Origin of the sequence: Streptomyces prunicolor NBRC 13075 (genome assembly GCF_000367365.1) — a bacterium.
Classification (GTDB): domain Bacteria; phylum Actinomycetota; class Actinomycetes; order Streptomycetales; family Streptomycetaceae; genus Streptomyces; species Streptomyces prunicolor.
This window is the reverse complement of record NZ_BARF01000014.1, coordinates 347,272-363,683: the sequence shown is the minus strand read 5'-3', so window position 1 is coordinate 363,683 and position 16,412 is coordinate 347,272. Positions and strand designations below refer to the sequence as shown.

14 protein-coding genes and 1 pseudogene are annotated in these 16,412 nt (G+C 69.5%); 9 read left to right on the top strand and 6 right to left on the bottom strand.

All coding sequences use genetic code 11. From position 1 onward, the window contains the following. Positions 1-49: 49 nt before the first annotated feature. Positions 50-1,147: pseudogene (locus SPR02S_RS59965) on the top strand (acyltransferase family protein); the annotation flags it as partial. A 105-nt stretch (positions 1,148-1,252) separates the two neighbouring features. Here the strand turns inward: SPR02S_RS59965 and SPR02S_RS07480 are convergent. The 4 genes from SPR02S_RS07480 to SPR02S_RS07465 form a co-directional block, all read right to left on the bottom strand. Next, entirely contained in the window at positions 1,253-2,515 is a 1,263-nt protein-coding gene (locus SPR02S_RS07480; protein ID WP_019056323.1) for an MFS transporter, read from the bottom strand. Between the two features lie 215 nt (positions 2,516-2,730). After that, positions 2,731-5,376 (bottom strand): alpha-L-rhamnosidase-related protein, encoded by a 2,646-nt coding sequence (locus SPR02S_RS07475; RefSeq protein WP_019056322.1) that lies wholly within the window; start codon positions 5,374-5,376, stop codon positions 2,731-2,733. A gap of 280 nt (positions 5,377-5,656) precedes the next feature. Then, positions 5,657-5,917 (bottom strand): hypothetical protein, encoded by a 261-nt coding sequence (locus SPR02S_RS07470; RefSeq protein ID WP_019056321.1) that lies wholly within the window; start codon positions 5,915-5,917, stop codon positions 5,657-5,659. Positions 5,918-5,938: 21 nt separating this feature from the next. Continuing rightward, the gene (locus SPR02S_RS07465) at positions 5,939-6,301 is read right to left on the bottom strand and encodes a VOC family protein (RefSeq protein WP_019056320.1); all 363 of its coding nucleotides are present in this window, start codon (positions 6,299-6,301) and stop codon (positions 5,939-5,941) included. Between the two features lie 280 nt (positions 6,302-6,581). Here SPR02S_RS07465 and SPR02S_RS07460 point away from each other — a divergent pair, with 280 nt between their 5' ends. From SPR02S_RS07460 to SPR02S_RS07445, 4 genes are all read left to right on the top strand, one after another. Further along, positions 6,582-7,883: an MFS transporter gene (locus SPR02S_RS07460; RefSeq protein WP_052346935.1), complete on the top strand. Its 1,302-nt coding sequence runs from the start codon at positions 6,582-6,584 to the stop codon at positions 7,881-7,883. A gap of 237 nt (positions 7,884-8,120) precedes the next feature. Continuing rightward, entirely contained in the window at positions 8,121-8,972 is an 852-nt protein-coding gene (locus SPR02S_RS07455; RefSeq protein WP_019056318.1) for an alpha/beta fold hydrolase, read from the top strand. Between the two features lie 163 nt (positions 8,973-9,135). Further along, positions 9,136-10,881, top strand: coding sequence for a sensor histidine kinase (locus SPR02S_RS07450; RefSeq protein ID WP_019056317.1), 1,746 nt, complete (start codon positions 9,136-9,138; stop codon positions 10,879-10,881). A 135-nt stretch (positions 10,882-11,016) separates the two neighbouring features. After that, positions 11,017-11,673 carry a response regulator transcription factor gene (locus SPR02S_RS07445; protein WP_019056316.1) on the top strand — a complete coding sequence of 219 codons (657 nt, stop codon included), beginning with the start codon at positions 11,017-11,019 and terminating at the stop codon, positions 11,671-11,673. 22 nt (positions 11,674-11,695) lie between these two features. Here the strand turns inward: SPR02S_RS07445 and SPR02S_RS07440 are convergent, their stop codons facing one another. Further along, a complete protein-coding gene (locus tag SPR02S_RS07440; RefSeq protein WP_019056315.1) occupies positions 11,696-12,082 on the bottom strand; it encodes an ester cyclase in 387 nt (128 codons plus the stop codon). Between the two features lie 53 nt (positions 12,083-12,135). Between SPR02S_RS07440 and SPR02S_RS07435 the strand changes: the two genes are divergently transcribed. The 4 genes from SPR02S_RS07435 to SPR02S_RS07420 all read left to right on the top strand — a co-directional run bounded on the left by SPR02S_RS07435 (position 12,136) and on the right by SPR02S_RS07420 (position 15,261). Further along, positions 12,136-12,744: a TetR/AcrR family transcriptional regulator gene (locus tag SPR02S_RS07435; protein ID WP_019056314.1), complete on the top strand. Its 609-nt coding sequence runs from the start codon at positions 12,136-12,138 to the stop codon at positions 12,742-12,744. Continuing rightward, a complete protein-coding gene (locus tag SPR02S_RS07430) occupies positions 12,741-14,363 on the top strand; it encodes a CocE/NonD family hydrolase (RefSeq protein ID WP_019056313.1) in 1,623 nt (540 codons plus the stop codon). The genes SPR02S_RS07435 and SPR02S_RS07430 overlap by 4 nt, the downstream gene beginning before the upstream one ends. A gap of 114 nt (positions 14,364-14,477) precedes the next feature. Continuing rightward, positions 14,478-14,741, top strand: a complete 264-nt coding sequence (locus SPR02S_RS07425; RefSeq protein WP_158697788.1) for a hypothetical protein — start codon at positions 14,478-14,480, stop codon at positions 14,739-14,741. 25 nt (positions 14,742-14,766) lie between these two features. Beyond that, a complete protein-coding gene (locus tag SPR02S_RS07420; protein WP_019056311.1) occupies positions 14,767-15,261 on the top strand; it encodes a GNAT family N-acetyltransferase in 495 nt (164 codons plus the stop codon). A gap of 72 nt (positions 15,262-15,333) precedes the next feature. On the opposite strand, the gene gap is transcribed toward SPR02S_RS07420, so the two are convergent. After that, positions 15,334-16,332 (bottom strand): type I glyceraldehyde-3-phosphate dehydrogenase, encoded by a 999-nt coding sequence (gene gap / locus SPR02S_RS07415; RefSeq protein WP_019056310.1) that lies wholly within the window; start codon positions 16,330-16,332, stop codon positions 15,334-15,336. Between the last annotated feature and the right edge of the window lie 80 nt (positions 16,333-16,412).

Sequence of the window (16,412 nt, the reverse complement as noted above, 5' to 3'; positions counted from 1 at the left end):
AACATGAGAATTTGTGTGATCCCGGCAGGCGTGGGCAGACGCGGCCGTTATGAGCACCCTCCAGCGGAGCACGGCAGACGAGGTCACGGAGCAGCACCCTGATGTGCGGCCGGCGCCGCCGCTTGTGCCCGCGTCCGCGGAACGGGGCAGAGCTGCCGGGCGGGGCTTCTCGTCAGTGCTGCGTGGGGGTGGGCGGGTCGCGGGGCTGGACGGACTGCGGACGGTCGCGGTGGTGCTGGTGATCGTCTACCACGTGGAGCCGGACCTGGTGCCCGGCGGTTCGGTGGGCGTGGACGTGTTCTTCACGATCAGCGGTTTCGTCATCACCCGGCTGCTGGTCGGCGAGTACGCCCGTACCGGTGGCATCGGGCTGTGGTCGTTCTACCGGCGGCGGTGGGTGCGCCTGATGCCGGCCCTGCTGGTGATGTGTGCGGTCACCGCGCTCCTCTCCGTGGCGTTCGAGCTGCCGCTGTTCCACGGGGCGTGGGTGGCCGCCGCGCTGGCCGCGGGGTCCGTCGTCAATCTCGTACGGGCCGGGGACGCCGGGACGTACTCGGATCTCACCGCGCCGCTCAGCCACACCTGGTCCCTGGGTGTGGAGGAGCAGTTCTATCTCGCCTGGCCGCTCCTCCTGCTCGTCCTGCTGCGGCACGCGAGGGCGCGGGTGGTGCTGGGCTGGGTCGCGGTGCTGTGCGTGCTGCCGGTGCTCTGGCGGACGGTGCTCTGGGATCCCTCGGCCGCGCACCGCATCTACAACGGCCCCGACACCCGCGCCGACCAACTCCTCATCGGGGCGCTCCTCGCCCTCGTCCTGGCCCGGCTGCGCGCCGACGACCCTCGTCTGGAGTCGCTGCGCCGCTGGGCGGGCCGCCTCTGCCTGCCCGCGCTCACGATGCTGGGGCTGATCGCCTGGCAGATCCCGATCACCGAGGTCAGCGGGTGGAACCCCGCCTGGTACACGGTCGGATTCCTCGTCGCCGCGCTGCTGACGGCCTGCGTGGTGGCCACGCTGGAGCTGTGCCCCCGCGCGTGGCCAACTCGCCTGCTGTCGCTGTCGGTTCCGGTCTGGATCGGACGCAACCTCAGCTACGGGATGTACCTGTGGCACTACCCCGTCATCCGGCTGCTGCACGACCTCGGTGTGCAGGGTGACACCCTGCTCCGGACCGGCCTCGCGGCGACACTCGCCGCCGCCCTCGCCTCGTACGCCCTCGTCGAACGGCCTCTGCTACGACGCGGTCGGCGGCCGGAGCTACACCGGGTCCGCCGCCGCGGTGCTCGGCGCCTGGGTTCCGGTGCCGCCGAACCGGATGCCCTTGGCCTCCTTGCCGACGGCGCTCAGCACAATCACCAGGACCAGAGCGGGAGTCACGGTCCACGCCATCGCCGCCGGGTAGCCGTGCCGTTCGGCGAGGGCCTCCTGGATCGGCAGGTTGAGGGCGGCGATGAGGTTGCCGAGCTGGTAGGTGACGCCGGGGTAGAAGCCCCGGATCGTGTCCGGGCTCATCTCGGTCAGATGCGCGGGGATGACGCCCCAGGCTCCCTGTACGCACAGTTGCATCAGGAAGGAGGAGAGCATCAGCCAGCCCACCGTGCTGGACAGGACGAAGAAGGGCACCACGACCAGACCCGCGGCCGCCGCGATCATGATCGTGCGCCGACGTCCCAGCCGCTCGGAGTACGCCCCGAGCACCATGCCGCCGATGATGGCGCCGATGTTGTAGACCACGGCGATGGCGATCGAGGTGTCCGGTGACAGACCCAGGCCCTTCTTGACGAAGGTGGGGTAGATGTCCTGGGTGCCGTGCGACATCCAGTTGAAGGCGGTCATCAGCGCGACCAGGTACACGAAGCGCCGTAGCACCGCGGGGTTCTTGAACACCTGGTAGGCGGGGGTGCGGTTGAGTTTGACGCTCTTCTCCCACACCTCGCTCTCCTCCACCCGGGCGCGCACCCACAGCGAGACCAGGGCGGGCACCAGGCTGAAGGCGAACAACCCCCGCCAGCCGAAGGCGGGTTCGATGACGAAGAACGCCACCGCGGCGAGCAGATAGCCCAGCGAGTAGCCGCTCTGCAACAGGCCCGACCAGAAGCCGCGCCGCTCGGCCGGGATCTTCTCCATGGCGAGCGCCGCGCCCAGGCCCCACTCGCCGCCCATTCCGATGCCGTACAGCAGGCGCAGCACCAGCAGCACGGTGTAGTTCGGGGCGAAGGCGCAGGCGAAGCCGATGACCGAGTAGAAGGCGACGTCGACCATGAGCGGGGTGCGGCGGCCTTTGCGGTCCGCCCACAGGCCGAAGAGCAGGGCGCCGACCGGTCGCATCACCAGGGTGGCCGTGGTGAGGAAGGCCATGTCGGTGAGGGACACATGGAAGTCGTCGGCGATCTCGCTGTAGACGAGTACGACGAGGAAGTAGTCGAAGGCGTCCATCGCCCAGCCCAAGTAGGCGGCGACGAAGGCGTTGCGCTGATCCCTGGTGAGTCCCGCGGCCTGTTCCCGGACGGTCTTCAGCATCCCGGCCCTCCCTCGGTCCGCAGGTCAGGCTAGGTGGGCTCGGCGGCCCGGGGCAACGCAAGGTCCGGCAAAACACCCGCCACAATTAGCCAAAGCGAACGTCGAGTTCGCCCGGTTCACCCGTTTCACAGTGAACCGCCCCGAACCAGACGCACGTTGGTCTGTCCCGGAGCGGTTCATCGCGACGCCGCGCACCAACGAGGCATCCAATGCGGTCAGTTGCCGCGCAGTTCACTCACGAAGCTGTGGTCGCCCGCACCGAGGCCCGCGACCGTGACCGTGCCGTCGGACACCGACACGTCACGGCTCGATGCCCGCCGCCCGTCCCAGAGCGTCCGCCGACCGACGCTCACGCGTTGGCCGTGCGAGTCACCGGGGAAGGTGACCGAGCCCTGAGTGTGCTTGGGTACATGGACGGTGAGCCGGAAGACGCGCGCACTGTTCTCCCACTCGACGCCCAAGGGGCCGTGCGGGGTGGGGAGTTGACCCGTCGCCCAGTCGACGCCGCCGGGCCGCGGACGTACCTCCCAGGTGGCGTATCCCGGTGAGGTCGGCCGGGCGCCGAGCAGATGGTTGGTCAGCGCGGGCAGCACACCGGTGGACCAGCCGTGGGCCATGCTGGTGTAGGCGTCCTCATACAGCGAACCGTTGGGACCGATGCCCTCCCAGTGGGTGATGCCGGGGTCGTTCTTGTCCATCCAGCCGTACATACGGCGGATCTGGTCGAGCGCGGACTCGGCCTGACCGGTCAGGAAACGGGCCTCGATCTCCGGGTAGGAGGTGAAGGCGTAGACCCGCTGGGAGGCCTGGTCGAAGAGCGTGTCGTTGTCCATGAAGGCGTTGCCGTACGGCCGTTTCGTCGTCGCGTCGAGATGCGCGAGGGCAGACGTGGCGCGGTCGGCGCTCGCGATACCGGTGACGACGGCCAGGGAGTTGCCGTCCTGGGCGTGCCGTACCGCGCCCGTCGAGGAGTCCAGGTAGGCGCCCGAACTTGCGTCCCACAGCAGCGAGTTGACGGCTTGGGCAACGTTTTCGGCCCGCGTGCTCCAGCGCGTGGCATCGGCCTGCTGCCCCAGCAGGCGGGCCAACTGGGCGGCGTTCTGGAGGGCTTGGACGTAGAGCGCGTTGTAGTAGGTGACGCGGCCCGTACGGCCGAGGAACGCGTAGTCGCCGTATCCGCCGGTGCCGTTGAGGCCCTTGCTCAGCAGGCCGGTGTCGTCCGTGACGCTCGGGTACCAGGTGTCCAGGACCTTCAGCAGGGTCGGGTAGTAGCGCGTCGCGTACTGGCGGTCCCCGGTGTAGAGGACGTAGTCCCAGCTGCAAGTGACCCAGTACAGCGGATAGTCGAAGAGGGGCAGCGTGTAGTTGCCGATGGAGGCGGGCGGGATCCAGCCGTCGGCGCGCTGGTGGTCGGCGAGGTCGGCCAGGACGTTGCGGGCCGCCGCGGCGGCGTCGTCGTGGGTGAGGTAGAGGGTGCGTGCCGAGACGGCGAGGTCGCCGACGTACGGGTCGCGGTCACGCTTGGCACCGTCCTGGAGGACCAATTTCCCTTCCAGCGTGGCGCTCCAGGCGTTGCGGGGGTCGACGTCGTCCTGGCGGAAGGTGTCGGTGACCAGTTCGTTGGTGTAGGCGGCGCCGTACCAGTAACGATTCAACTCGTCGTCGGAGCACAGGAACCAGCCGCGGTAGGTGCTCGGTGTGCCGACGTACGCGGTGAACTGCAGTGCCACGGAGTCGATTTCGACCGTGCCCCAGGGCTGTGCGGCGGGGCTGTCCGAGGCGAGCGCGTCGAGGCTGATCTTGAGGTAGCGGAATCCGTGGAGCCCGTCCGCGAACACCTTGTCACCGGCCTGGAAGCCTTTGTGGTCGGTCCAGTTGGCGCCCTTCGCGGGGACGGCGAACTGGTCCGTGCCCCCTCCGGCGCCGCCCGCCTGGTCGGCGCGGGTGAAGTCCGAGCGGTCGGTGAGGAATTGGCGGGTCTCGGAGAACGCGACGCGTACGCCCGGGGAGTCGGCGGAGGCGGAGGTGAACCTGATCTGCGGATATCCGACCACGACCTTGCCGAAGTCCACGGTGACACTCGGTATCGGGATCGGCTCGACCGGTGCGGGCCAGACCTCGTTGATCCGGGTGAAGTTGCCGTGCGAGGTGTCCTGCGCGTGGGTCACGGTGATGCGCACGCGGTCGGTGCTGACCTGCTCCGCGAACGGAACGGCCTTCTGCACCGCGTCGTTGCCCGTGACCGTCGCGGCCGTGTGCCAGTCGCCGTCGGTCCACACGTCGACGGTGTAGTCGGTCGGCACGCCGTCGCTGTTGGAGATCACCGTGATGCCCCGCAGGGGCGTGACCTGCGGTGCGGTGATGGTGAGGACGTCGGGGAACACCCCGAGCGTGTCGTCGTTCCAGAAGGTGTCCGGGTTTCCGTCGATCGCGTTGCCGGCGTCGTAGGTGCGTGGCTGGCCGTCGTTGCCGTTGTTGCCCGCGTGGGCGGAGGAGGCCTCGGCCGTGGTGCCGGCGGGCCAGGTGGGCGCCGCCGCGGGCTGCGGGCGCCGCAGGACGGATCTGGCGCCGCCGGGCTTGAGCAGCGCGTTCGGGTTCTTCACGTCCCCGGTCGACGTGGTGATCCGCACCGGGCGGACCGTGCGCGAGGACGGCCCCTGGACGTACCGGTGCCATCCGCCGGCGCGACGGGACGGAGCACCGGCGCCGGAAGCGGAGGCTCCCTCTGCGGCGAGCGCCGGGAGCGCCTCGGCCGAGGGGAGTCCGGTGGAGAGGGACACCGCGGTGAGTCCGACGGTGCTTGCTGCGGCCAGAGCTACGCGACGGGAAATGCCTTTGTCCGGTGTGCTGTTCGACGCCATACGGTCCCCTTGAGCGACATGGATTGAATCGTTTCACTCGGCAGCTGCGTGGTGACGCTATCTCGAACACCGGATGCCCGTACAGCGTTGGGACAGAAGTAATCGGCGCGCTGGGGGGTGGGGTTGGGCGGGGCGGGACGATATGGCGGTGGCGGTGATACGTAAGGTGCCGTGCCGGGATACGGGGGCAACTCGCCCTGGTAGATGCGTTTTTCTTGCCGAGGGTTGTCCCGCAGCTACTGGCCCCCCTTGGCGGAGGTGTAGCTCCGTGGCCAGGTAGTCAGCAGAAGTCGAGCGGGATGCCCTTCTCCACGCAGTACTTCATGACGTCGATCAGCCGGCCGACGTCGTCGGTGCGTCGCTGGAGAACGGGATCGTGGGCGGTGTTCCACGGGCGGTTTCCGCCGTAGCCGACCATCTCGCGGAGGACGAGCCCCTCCGCTTGCGCCAGCCACTGTCTGAACAGGCTGAACCCATAGTGCGACCACGAGATGTCCGGGCCGGCTACATCGTCGTCCGCAGGGCAGAGCACGATCCCCATCCCGACCTCCTTGCCGCCTGACTAATTGTCGTCGCGACACAGACAAAAGGGGTGCCCAGCAGGGTCGAAGAGCACCCGTACATTCTCCTGCGGCTGGAACTCCGCCACGACGGCGCCCAGGGCGACCGCCTCGGTGACCGCCGAGTCCAGGTCGCCGACCTGGAAGTCGAAGTGCATCATCGGGCGTTGGTCCCCCTCGACTGGTGGCCATACCGGAGCCCGATAACCCTGCGCCTGCTGGAACACGAGGAACGGCCCTTGCGGGGAGGCGGCCAGGACGGATGTTCCCGGCTCCTCATGCCCGATGTGCCAGTCGAGGAGCTCGGCATAGATCCTCGCCAAGCCACTGGGATCCGGCGCTTCGACCGTGGTCCCCCACCACATACCGCCTGTTCGAGATCGCATGCTTGAGCCTATCCACCGTCCCGGAGACGCGCAGGTACCGGCGGCAGGCGAAGGATCGTCGTTGCGGAGTCCCCGTGCCCGAGGTGACAATGCGGGGACGTGCCGGGTGGTCATCCCGGCGAAGTGTTGGAGGCGCTGCTTGTGAACACCGCATCGCGGTGCGCCTCGCCCTGCGCGCCAGACGCTGAACACTTCGCCTCGCCCACCGTCTGACCTGTTCGTTCGCGGTGGGCGCTTCCCCGTATGGGAGACCACCGCAGTGCCCGAAGACTTCTCGACGCCTGATCGCCGTCCGCTGACGACGGTTCTTGCCGCCAACCTCGTTTCGATCAGCGGGAGTTGCCTCACGTACATGGGCGTGCCCTGGTTCGTGCTGCAGAGCACGGGCAGTGCCGCCAAGGCCGGGATCGTCGCGTTCTGCACACTGCTGCCCGTGGTGCTCGCCGCGCTCGTCGGCGGTCCGGTCATCGACCGGATCGGGCGACGCCGGGTGAGTGTCGCCTCGGATCTCGCCTGCGGAGTAGCCGTCGCGGCGATCCCGCTGCTGCAGTTCGCCGGCGCCCTGCGTTTCTGGATGCTGTGCGTGCTGATGGCGGTGACGGGGCTGTGCCGTACGCCGGGGGAAACCGCCCGCGGCGTGCTGTTGCCCACGCTCGCCGAACGCGCCGGAATGCCGCTGCCCCGGGCGGCCGGGTGGTACGACGGTGCGGCACGCTGTGCGACGCTGACCGGGTCGGCTCTCGGAGGTGTGCTGATCGCCGAACTCGGCGCCGCGAACGTCCTGTTGGCGGATGCCGCGACCTTCGCCGTGGCCGCGCCGCTGTTCGCGTTCGGGGTGCGCGGTCTGCCCGAGGCACAGGCCCAACAGCGGGCGGAGCCGGTGTCGTTGCGTGCCTACCGTCGTGAACTCGCGGAAGGGTACCGCTTCGTGGCGACCACGCCGTTGCTGCTGGGCCTGTGCCTGATGACACTGGTCACCAGGGGCCTCGACCAGGGATGGAGTGCCGTACTCCTCCCCGTGCACGCCCGTGAGGAGCTCGGCGGTTCGGTCGAACTCGGTCTGCTGAACGCGGCGTTCGGGGTCTGCGCACTCACGGGGGCCCTCGTCTACGGCGCGGTGGGCAGCCGTTTTCGGCGGTGGCCGGTGTTCACGATCGCGTTTCTCGTCGTAGGTCTGCCGCGCTTCGTGGTGGCCGCGTTCACCGACACCTTCACACCGCTGGCCGTGATCATGGCGGTTGAGGGTCTCGCCTGCGGTGTGCTCAACCCCATCATGGCCACGGTGACTTACGAGACGGTGCCGGAGGAGCTGCGCAGCCGCGTGCTGAGCGCGACGACGGCCTCGGTCCAACTCGTCACTCCGCTGGGCGGATTGGCCGCGGGCTTCCTCGTGGACGCGGTCGGCCTGCCCTCCACGCTGCTGATGGTCGGCGGTGCGTATCTGTTCGCCACGCTGTGCCCGGTGATCTTCCCGGTCTGGAGAAAGATGGACAGTCCCGGTTCTCCCCACAGCCGGGCGGCGGGCTCACTGTCTCGGGGTTCGGGGGCGAAACGCGTGTAGTCACGCTGACGTCAGGTGTGGCTCGGCATGCTGCCGCCGCTGGTCGCCGGGCCACCGGTCCCGGAATCTAGGTCATATTGCGGATGCCACCGCAAAAGCGCTCCTCATAGGGTCCATGACATGCCGCGCCGACGGACCGGAAGCTCCACAAGGCCACCGCCCCTCGCCCAACAGCTCGGCGGCGGACTCTCCGTCAGCTCCATTCGCACCACGCCCGTCCCATGCCTGAGGAGTCCCATGAGTACCGAAGTTTCCCGCCGCCATGTCCTGGCCGCCGGCGCGGCGCTGGCCGGATCGGCTGCGCTGATCGCCGGTTCGGAAGGAACAGCCGGCGCGGCGACCGCCCCGGCCGGTACCGGTGCGGAGAAGTCGAAGGTGAAGCCCACGATCGTGCTGGTCCACGGCGGCTACGCCGATTCGTCCTGCTGGAACGCCACCATCGCGGAGCTGCAGGACAAGGGCTACACCACGATCGCCGGGTCGAACCCGCTGCGCGGCATTCCGACCGACGCCCCGTACATCGCGAGCCTGCTCGACTCCATCAGCGGACCGGTCGTCCTGGTCGCGCATTCCATGGGCGGAACGGTCATCACGAACGCCGCCGCCGGAAAGGCCAACGTCAAGGCGCTGGTCTACATCGCCGCGTTCGTGCCCGACGTGGGCGAGACCCAGGGCGAACTCATCACCAAGTTCCCCGGCAGCGAGGTCGAGCCGGTGAGCGTGCCGGTGCCGTACACGAAGGCCGACGGTACGACGGGCACCGATCTGTACCTCAGCAAGGACGGCCAGGCCGCCTTCGCCGCCGACCTCTCCACCACCGACTTCAAGGTCCTGCAGGCCACGCAGCGCCCCTTCGACGCCGACTCCTTCGTCTTCCCGACCACGGCCGCCGCCTGGAAGACGATCCCGGTGTGGGGGCTCGTCGCCGGCGCGGACAAGGCGATCCCGCCGGCCTGCGAGCGCTGGATGTACAGCCGCGCGAACGCCCGCAAGATCGTCGAGGTGCCGCGCTCTTCCCACGTCGTGATGATCAGCCACCCCAAGGCCGTCGCCCACCTCATCGAGGACGCCGTCAAGGCCACCAGCTGACGCTCGCGACAGTGCCCCGGTCCACCACCACGGACCGGGGCACTGTCGATCCCGCAGGTGGACGTCACCCGGACCGTACGACTTTCGTCGCGCGTGGATGCGACGAACGGATGCTGTGCGCGCGGACATTGCTGCATACCGTTGGCGCGTGAATCTCAAGACGATGGCCCTCGATGTCCGGCACCGACTGGGCACGGTACGCATGTGGTCCCGGCGGCGGATCGCCGGCGAAACGGTACTGGCCGTCGTCCTGGCCCTGGGCATGGCGGTCGGCCAGACGGGCGAGGGCGAGCTGCGGATGACCGCCGCGGCGGTGGCGGCGGCGCTGTTGTCTCCGCTACGGCGGATCTTCCCGGCGGGCGTCCTGGTCGCCACCGGCGCGGTCGGCGGTGTGCTCAGCAGCTTCGGAATCATGCTGATCGTGGTGAGCTGGTCGGCGGGGGCGCGGATCGAGGCGCCGCGCCGGGCACTCGCGCTGTTCGCCACCACGTACGTCCTCTTCGTGGGGCTGTCGGTCCACGACCCGACGCAGCCGCTGTCCACCGTGCAGACCCTGGTGTTCACCACGCTCGCGTTCGTGGCCACGACGGTCGTGCCCGGCCTGGCCAGTCGCAACCGCGCCCAACGCCGCACGCTGCTGCACGCGTTGCACGCGCACAACGCCCAACTGCTGCGCGAGCGCGAGATGATCGCGTCCCACGCGCGACTGCGGGAGCGGCAGCGCATCGCGCAGGACATGCACGACAGCCTCGGCCACCAACTGGCGCTGATCGCCGTCCACACCGGCGCGTTGGAGGTGGACCGGGCCCTGACGGACGGACAGCGCGAGGTGGTGGGCGTACTGCGGAACGCCTCGGTATCCGCGATGCACGAATTGCGCGAGGCGGTCGGCATCCTGAGCGACGGCACACCCGATCAAGTCCGGGAGCGTGAGGGCGAGTTGGAGCCCCAGTCCCGGGGAGTGGCAGGGATCGACGGCCTGGTGGAGGCATCGCGGGGCGCGGGAACGGTCGTAGCGCTACGGCGTACGGGCCGGCCGCGTCCGCTGGCTCCCGCCGCCGACCACGCGGCGTTCCGGATCGTGCAGGAGGCGCTGACCAACGCCTTGAAGCACGCGCAGGATGCCTCGATCAGCGTCGAACTGCGCTACGAGCCGGACTCCTTGGTCGTCGAGGTCGCCAACGGGCCGGTACCCGCGCTGACTTCAGCCGTACGACGGCCCGTGGTGAGCGGTGGGCAGGGGCTGACGGGGCTTCAGGAGCGCGCCCGGCTGGTCGGCGGGATGGTGCACGCGGGGCCCGCGGCGGACGGCGGGTTCCGTATCGCGGGCGTGCTGCCCTACGGTCCCCGGTCGCCGCGCACGTCGGAAAGCGGCGGGTGGCCGGCGGACTCGGGGCCGGACGGAGCGACCTTCGTCGATGCGGCGAACGACTTCCGGGGGCAGAGCGAGGGGGCGATACCCGGCGACGGTGGTGCGGACATCGACTGGTCCGGTGCGCCGGACAGGCAGAAGGAGTTCGACATCGCCATGGGACGCAAGAAGAAGGGCCTCGTGATCGGATGCGGCGCCGCACTGGTGGCCTTCCTGGTTCTCGGAGTGCTCGCCGTCGTGTTGATCGTCAACCTGGTGGAGAAGGAGTCCGACCGGGTCATGCTCGACCCGTCGGTCTACAAGTCGGTGAAGGTCGGGGACTCCGAGACGGCCGTGCGGGCCAAACTGCCGTACGGCAAGTCGTTCCTGGCCCCGGCCCTGGACGACAACGCGCCCGCCGCACCGCGCGGGGCGACCTGCGCGTCGTACCTCTCGACCGGGGACTGGCCGGAGAAGGGAGACGACATACCCGCCTTCCGCTTCTGCTTCAAGGACGGCAAACTGATCGAGAAGCGGTCCTTCATGTCCTCGTCATAGTCATAGTCATGACCACGTCCTGGACGTGGACCGTCCGTGGTAGTCATGAGCCCAGTCCGTCGTAGTCGTGAGCACCGTCCGTCGTAGTCCTGGGCCGTCCGTCGTCGTCCCCGTCGCATGTCGTGCAGGAGCGTTGTGATCAGAGTCCTCGTCGCGGATGACGAACCGCTCATCCGGGCGGGTATCAGGATGATCCTCACCTCCGCCGACGACATCGACGTGGTGGCGGAGGCGGCGAACGGCCGTGAGGCGGTCGACCTGGTCCGCGCCCACGCCGTCGACGTGGCTCTGCTCGACATCCAGATGCCCGTGCTGGACGGCCTGTCCGCGCTGGCCGAACTGCGGCGCGCGGCGCCGGCCGTACGTCCGCTGATCCTGACGACGTTCGGCGAGCGGGAGAACGTGCTGCGTGCGCTGAGTCAGGGTGGCGCCGGATTCCTGCTGAAGGACTCGGCGCCCGCCGAACTGATCCAGGCGGTACGGGCGGCGGCGGCCGGAGACGCGTATCTGTCACCGGCTGCCACGCGCCACGTGGTCGACCAGCTCGCCTCAGGGCAGTCGGCGGCGCGCGGCGAGGAGGCGCGCCGGCGTCTGGAGTCGCTCAGCACCCGGGAACTGGAGGTCCTCGCGCTGCTCGGCGAGGGTCTGTCGAACGCCGACGCGGGCGAGCGGATCCATGTGAGCGAGGCGACGGTGAAGACGTATGTCAGCCGGATCCTGACGAAGCTGCGGTGCGAGAACCGGGTGCAGGCGGCGCTGTTGGCACGGGACGCGGGGTTGGGTCCGGGCTGACGGAGGTCCCCGGACCCCGGACTCATCGGCCGCCGGGGGTGGCTCCCAACTGCTCCATCAGGGAGAAGAGGTTGGCCACGCCCCAGTGCTCGGTGATCCGCCCGTCGACCACCCGCATCGCGTCGACGGTCTCGAACCGGATCGCCTTGCCGGTGGGGGCGATTCCGAAGAACTCGCCCTCGTGCGTGCCGTGGTAGGTCTTGTAGATGGTCACGAGGTTGCCCTCGGCCGCCTGCCAGTGGATCACCGCGTGGAAGTCGGGGAACGCGGCTCGCAACACCTTGTACAGCTCCAGGGCGCCCGCCTTGTCGGGGGTACGACCGGGCTGCGGGGTGTGGTCGACGAAGTCGTCGGCGAACAACTCGTCGTTACCGCCTCCTTGGACCTCCTCGGCATTGCGCCGGACCACTGCTTTAAAACTGCACACTTGTGCATTTATTCTCATCTGTATAACTTGACCGCGTGCAGCTCGAACCGATCCAGGAACCCGGCACCCAGGACAGAAGGGTCCGGCGTTCCCGCGCGGCCCTGATGGCGGCCGCGGTGCGGCTCGTGTCCGAGCGCGGTACCTCGGACATCCCGGTCACCGACCTCGCCGAGGCGGCGGACGTCAGCCGTCGCCTCGTCTATCTCCAGTTCGGGGACCGCGACACCCTCCTGACGGAAGCCGCGATCGACCTGGTGAGACGGGAGCTGCTCCCCCGGGCCGGAGACGGCGGCGACACCGCCGAGGGGGTGGCCGCGCTGACGCGGCACTTCGCGGAACACCGCTCCTTCTACCGCCCGATGCTGACCGGGTCGTGCGCCTTCGCCATGACCGGCACCCTCAACAAGCTCTTCGGCTCCCTCAACAGACCGGCCGTCCGCAAGCTGTTCGGCGACCTGGACCGGCAGACGGCGGACGACCTCTCGGAGTTCATCGCGGGCGGAGCCGCCACGCTCGTCAACAACTGGGTGATCGACGGCACCGACCCCCTCGACCCCGAGGAACTGACGAGCCGCCTGCTCCGCCTCGCGTCCACCCTTACCTTCAGCCACCAAGGCCGGTCAGCCGGAGGCGACGCCCGATGAAGCTCAGCAGCCACCTCACCCAGCGCCTCCTGCGCCTGCCCCCGCCCGCGACCAGAGATCTCACCGTCGAGCGCGATCTACGGGTGCCGATGCGCGACGGAGCCGTCCTGCTGGCCGACCGCTGGACCCCGAAGACCGGCCCCGCCGACCTCCCGACCGCTCTCATCCGCATCCCGTACGGCAGGGCGGGCCTGATCGCCGCGCAGTTGGCCAGGCCGCTGGCCGAGCGAGGATTCCAGGTGCTGATCCAGAGCACCCGCGGCACCTTCGGCTCCGGCGGCGACTTCGACCCCCTGCGCCGCGAACGCGAGGACGGTCTGGACACCCTGGAGTGGCTCGTCGAGCAACCCTGGTGCGGCGAGGCGGTCGTACTGTACGGCGGCAGTTATCTGGGGTTCGCCCAGTGGGCGGTGTCCGGTCAACTGCCGCCGCAGGTCAAGGCGTTGATCCCCTCGGTCTCCGAGTCCGCCTTCACGCTGGAGTTCCTCCGCAAGGAGTCGTTCTCCCTGGAGGCGACCTTCGGCTGGGGCCTCCAGGTCACGGGCCAGGAACGCCGGGGCGCGCTGCTCCGCCAGGCGCTGCGCATCCGGAAGGAACGGCGCGCCTGGTACACACTCCCGCTGAACGAGGCCGACACCGCAGCCATCGGCCGCCGCTCCGACTACTTCCAGCACACCCTCGACCACGACGCCGACTCGCCGTTCTGGTCCGCGCTCGACCACAGCTCCCGGGTCGCCGATCTCACCGTGCCGGTCAGCACGGTCGGCGGCTGGTTCGACATCTTCCTGCCCGGCCAACTCCGCGACTACCAGGCGCTACAGGGGGCGGGACGGGAGGCCCGGGTCACCGTCGGGCCGTGGGCGCACATCTCCATGGGCGTCGGGGAGACGGCGACCGCCGAGGCCCTCGACTTCGGTCTGGCCCACGCCCGCGGCGAGAAGGCGTCCGACCGCGCCCCGGTGCGGCTGTTCGTGATGGGCGAGGAGACCTGGCGCGATTTCCCGTCCTGGCCCCCGCCGGGCTACGCCCCACAGCGCCTCCACCTCCACCCCGCCGGCGCCCTGGCCGCCGACCCGCCGCCCGAGTCCGCCCCGGACACCTACCCCTACGACCCGGCCGACCCCACCCCGGCCGTCGGCGGGGTCCGCATGGCCGTCGGTGTGAAGTCGGGCCGCGTCGACAACAGCGCTCTGGAGGCCCGCTCTGATGTCCTCGCCTACTCAACTCCCGTGCTGGACACGGACGTCGAGGTCGTCGGCGAGGCGAGCGCCGAGACCTTCTTCCGCTCCAGCCTGCCGTACGCCGACGTGTTCGTCCGCCTCTGCGATGTCGACGAGTCGGGACGCTCGACCAACGTGTGCGACGGCCTCGTCAGCCTGACCGGCGCCGACGAAGCAACGTGCGCGAGGGTCCAACTGTGGCCCACGGCATACCAGTTCAAACGCGGTCACCGCATCCGAGTCCAGGTCTCCAGCGGCGCCTTCCCCCGCTACAACCGCAACCTCGGCACCGGCGAACCCCGCGCCACCGCGACCACGCTCCGCGCCGCCGACCAGGAGGTACTCCACACCCCGGCGCACCCCTCCGCGGTGATCCTGCCGCTCCGGCGCCTGAACTGACGTCACCTGGTGGGCCGTTGGCGAACTAGGGGACACCCCGTAGAACCACTCCGGGCATCCCTTACGACCTCAGGCCGATGTGGCTCAAGGGGCGGGCGGGCTTCAATGGCCGGCATGCCCAGCGAAGTCGAATGCCCGCAGTGCCATCACACCTTCGATTCCGGCGAGGTCCGCCCGGTCGATCCCGGCGTGGTGCGCTGGTTGACCGAGGAGCTGACCTGGTCGGGCCAGGAACCCACCGAGCGCATGTACGCGAGCTATCTCTACTCGGCCGGCGACATGCCCGTCTCCCGGCAACGCTTCGTCCAGGACCTCGCCCACCTGGGCGTGCCGGAGATACGGGACCCGGACGGCGCCTGCTTCCTCGTCAGAAAGTAACCAACTCCCCGAACAGGTCCGGAACATGCCCGAACTACAGCCACTCCACGCCGACCACGCCCCGGCGGTCCTGGCCTTCGAGTTGGCCAATCGCGCCTACTTCGCCGCCTCGATCTCCGACCGCGGTGACGACTACTTCGCCGAATTCGCCGCCCGCCACGAGGACTTGCTCGCCGAACAGGAGACAGGCGAGTGCGCCTTCTACGTCCTCGTGGCAGAGGACGGCGCGGTCCTCGGCAGGTTCAACCTCTTCGACATCACCGAGGAACACACGGCGGTACTCGGTTACCGGGTCGCGCAGCGCGTCTCCGGCCAGGGTGTGGCAACCGCGACGGTCGAGGAACTCTGCCGCCTCGCCGCCTCACGGCACGGCGTGGGCACGCTCAGAGCGGCCACCTCCCACGAGAACATCGCGTCCCAAAAGGTGCTGGCCAAGGCCGGCTTCACCCCGGTCGGCCCCGCCGACCCGTCCGCCCTCGGCGGCAAACAGGGCACCTGGTACCAGCGCGATCTGCCGTAGCCGCCGCCGTGGGCGTGGCCGGCGCCGACCCGGGCCGGCGCGCGGACGGAGCGGCGGGCGCCCCGCGCGCGATCAGCCCGCGGCGAGCAGTTCGAGCGTGTCGATCACACGGTTGGAGAAGCCCCACTCGTTGTCGTACCAGGCGACGACCTTCACATGCCGGCCGTCGACGCGGGTGAGGGCGGAGTCGAAGATGGACGAGGCCGGGTTGCCGACGATGTCGGAGGAGACGAGCTCGTCGTCGGAGTACTCCAGGACGCCCGCGAGGGGACCCTCGGCCGCCGTGCGGTACGCGGCCAGCACATCCTCGCGGGTCACGTCCCGGGAGACGGTGGTGTTGAGTTCGACGATCGAGCCCACCGGTACGGGCACGCGGATCGAGTCGCCCGACAACTTGCCCTCCAGGTTCGGCAGTACGTGTCCGATCGCCTTGGCGGCGCCCGTCGTGGTCGGCGCGATGTTGACCGCGGCGGCCCTGGCACGGCGGGCGTCGCGGTGCGGGCCGTCCTGCAGGTTCTGCTCCTGCGTGTAGGCGTGCACCGTGGTCATGAAGCCGTGCTCGATACCGGCGAGTTCGTCGAGCACCGCGGCGAGGGGTGCCAGCGCGTTGGTCGTGCAGGAGGCGTTGGAGACGATCGTGTGCGTGGCCGGGTCGTAGGCGTCGTTGTTGACCCCGAACGCGAGGGTGACGTCGGCGCCGTCCGAGGGCGCGCTGACGAGTACCTTCCGGGCGCCGGCGTCGAGGTGGGCGCGGGCGGCCTTGGCGGAGGTGAAACGGCCCGTGGCCTCAAGGACGAGGTCGACCTCCAGCTCGGCCCAGGGCAGGTCCGCCGGTTCGCGCTCGGCGAGCACCTTGATGCGCCGGCCGTCGACGACAAGGGTGTCCCCGTCGACGGTCACGGGACGACCGAGCCGGCCGGCCGTCGTGTCGAAGGCGAGCAGCCGCGCCAAAGTAGCGGGCTCCGTAAGGTCGTTGACGGCGACGACCTCCAGCTTGCTGTCGCGTTCGAGCAGGGCGCGCAGCACATTGCGTCCGATGCGGCCGAATCCGTTGATGGCAATGCGAGTCATGAGTGATGTCCCTTCGGTATGCCTCCAGGCTCGCTCGTGGCATCCGGCGCGGACAGTGGCGCGATCGCCACGGTTCGAAA

Excerpts from the sequence above, each read along its gene's own strand:
- SPR02S_RS07480 (WP_019056323.1), bottom strand. The coding sequence starts at position 2,515 with ATGCTGAAGACCGTCCGGGAACAGGCCGCGGGACTCACCAGGGATCAG.
- SPR02S_RS07475 (WP_019056322.1), bottom strand. The coding sequence starts at position 5,376 with ATGGCGTCGAACAGCACACCGGACAAAGGCATTTCCCGTCGCGTAGCT.
- SPR02S_RS07470 (WP_019056321.1), bottom strand. The coding sequence starts at position 5,917 with ATGGGGATCGTGCTCTGCCCTGCGGACGACGATGTAGCCGGCCCGGAC.
- SPR02S_RS07465 (WP_019056320.1), bottom strand. The coding sequence starts at position 6,301 with ATGTGGTGGGGGACCACGGTCGAAGCGCCGGATCCCAGTGGCTTGGCG.
- SPR02S_RS07455 (WP_019056318.1), top strand. The coding sequence starts at position 8,121 with ATGAGTACCGAAGTTTCCCGCCGCCATGTCCTGGCCGCCGGCGCGGCG.
- SPR02S_RS07450 (WP_019056317.1), top strand. The coding sequence starts at position 9,136 with ATGGCCCTCGATGTCCGGCACCGACTGGGCACGGTACGCATGTGGTCC.
- SPR02S_RS07430 (WP_019056313.1), top strand. The coding sequence starts at position 12,741 with ATGAAGCTCAGCAGCCACCTCACCCAGCGCCTCCTGCGCCTGCCCCCG.
- SPR02S_RS07425 (WP_158697788.1), top strand. The coding sequence starts at position 14,478 with ATGCCCAGCGAAGTCGAATGCCCGCAGTGCCATCACACCTTCGATTCC.
- SPR02S_RS07420 (WP_019056311.1), top strand. The coding sequence starts at position 14,767 with ATGCCCGAACTACAGCCACTCCACGCCGACCACGCCCCGGCGGTCCTG.
- gap (WP_019056310.1), bottom strand. The coding sequence starts at position 16,332 with ATGACTCGCATTGCCATCAACGGATTCGGCCGCATCGGACGCAATGTG.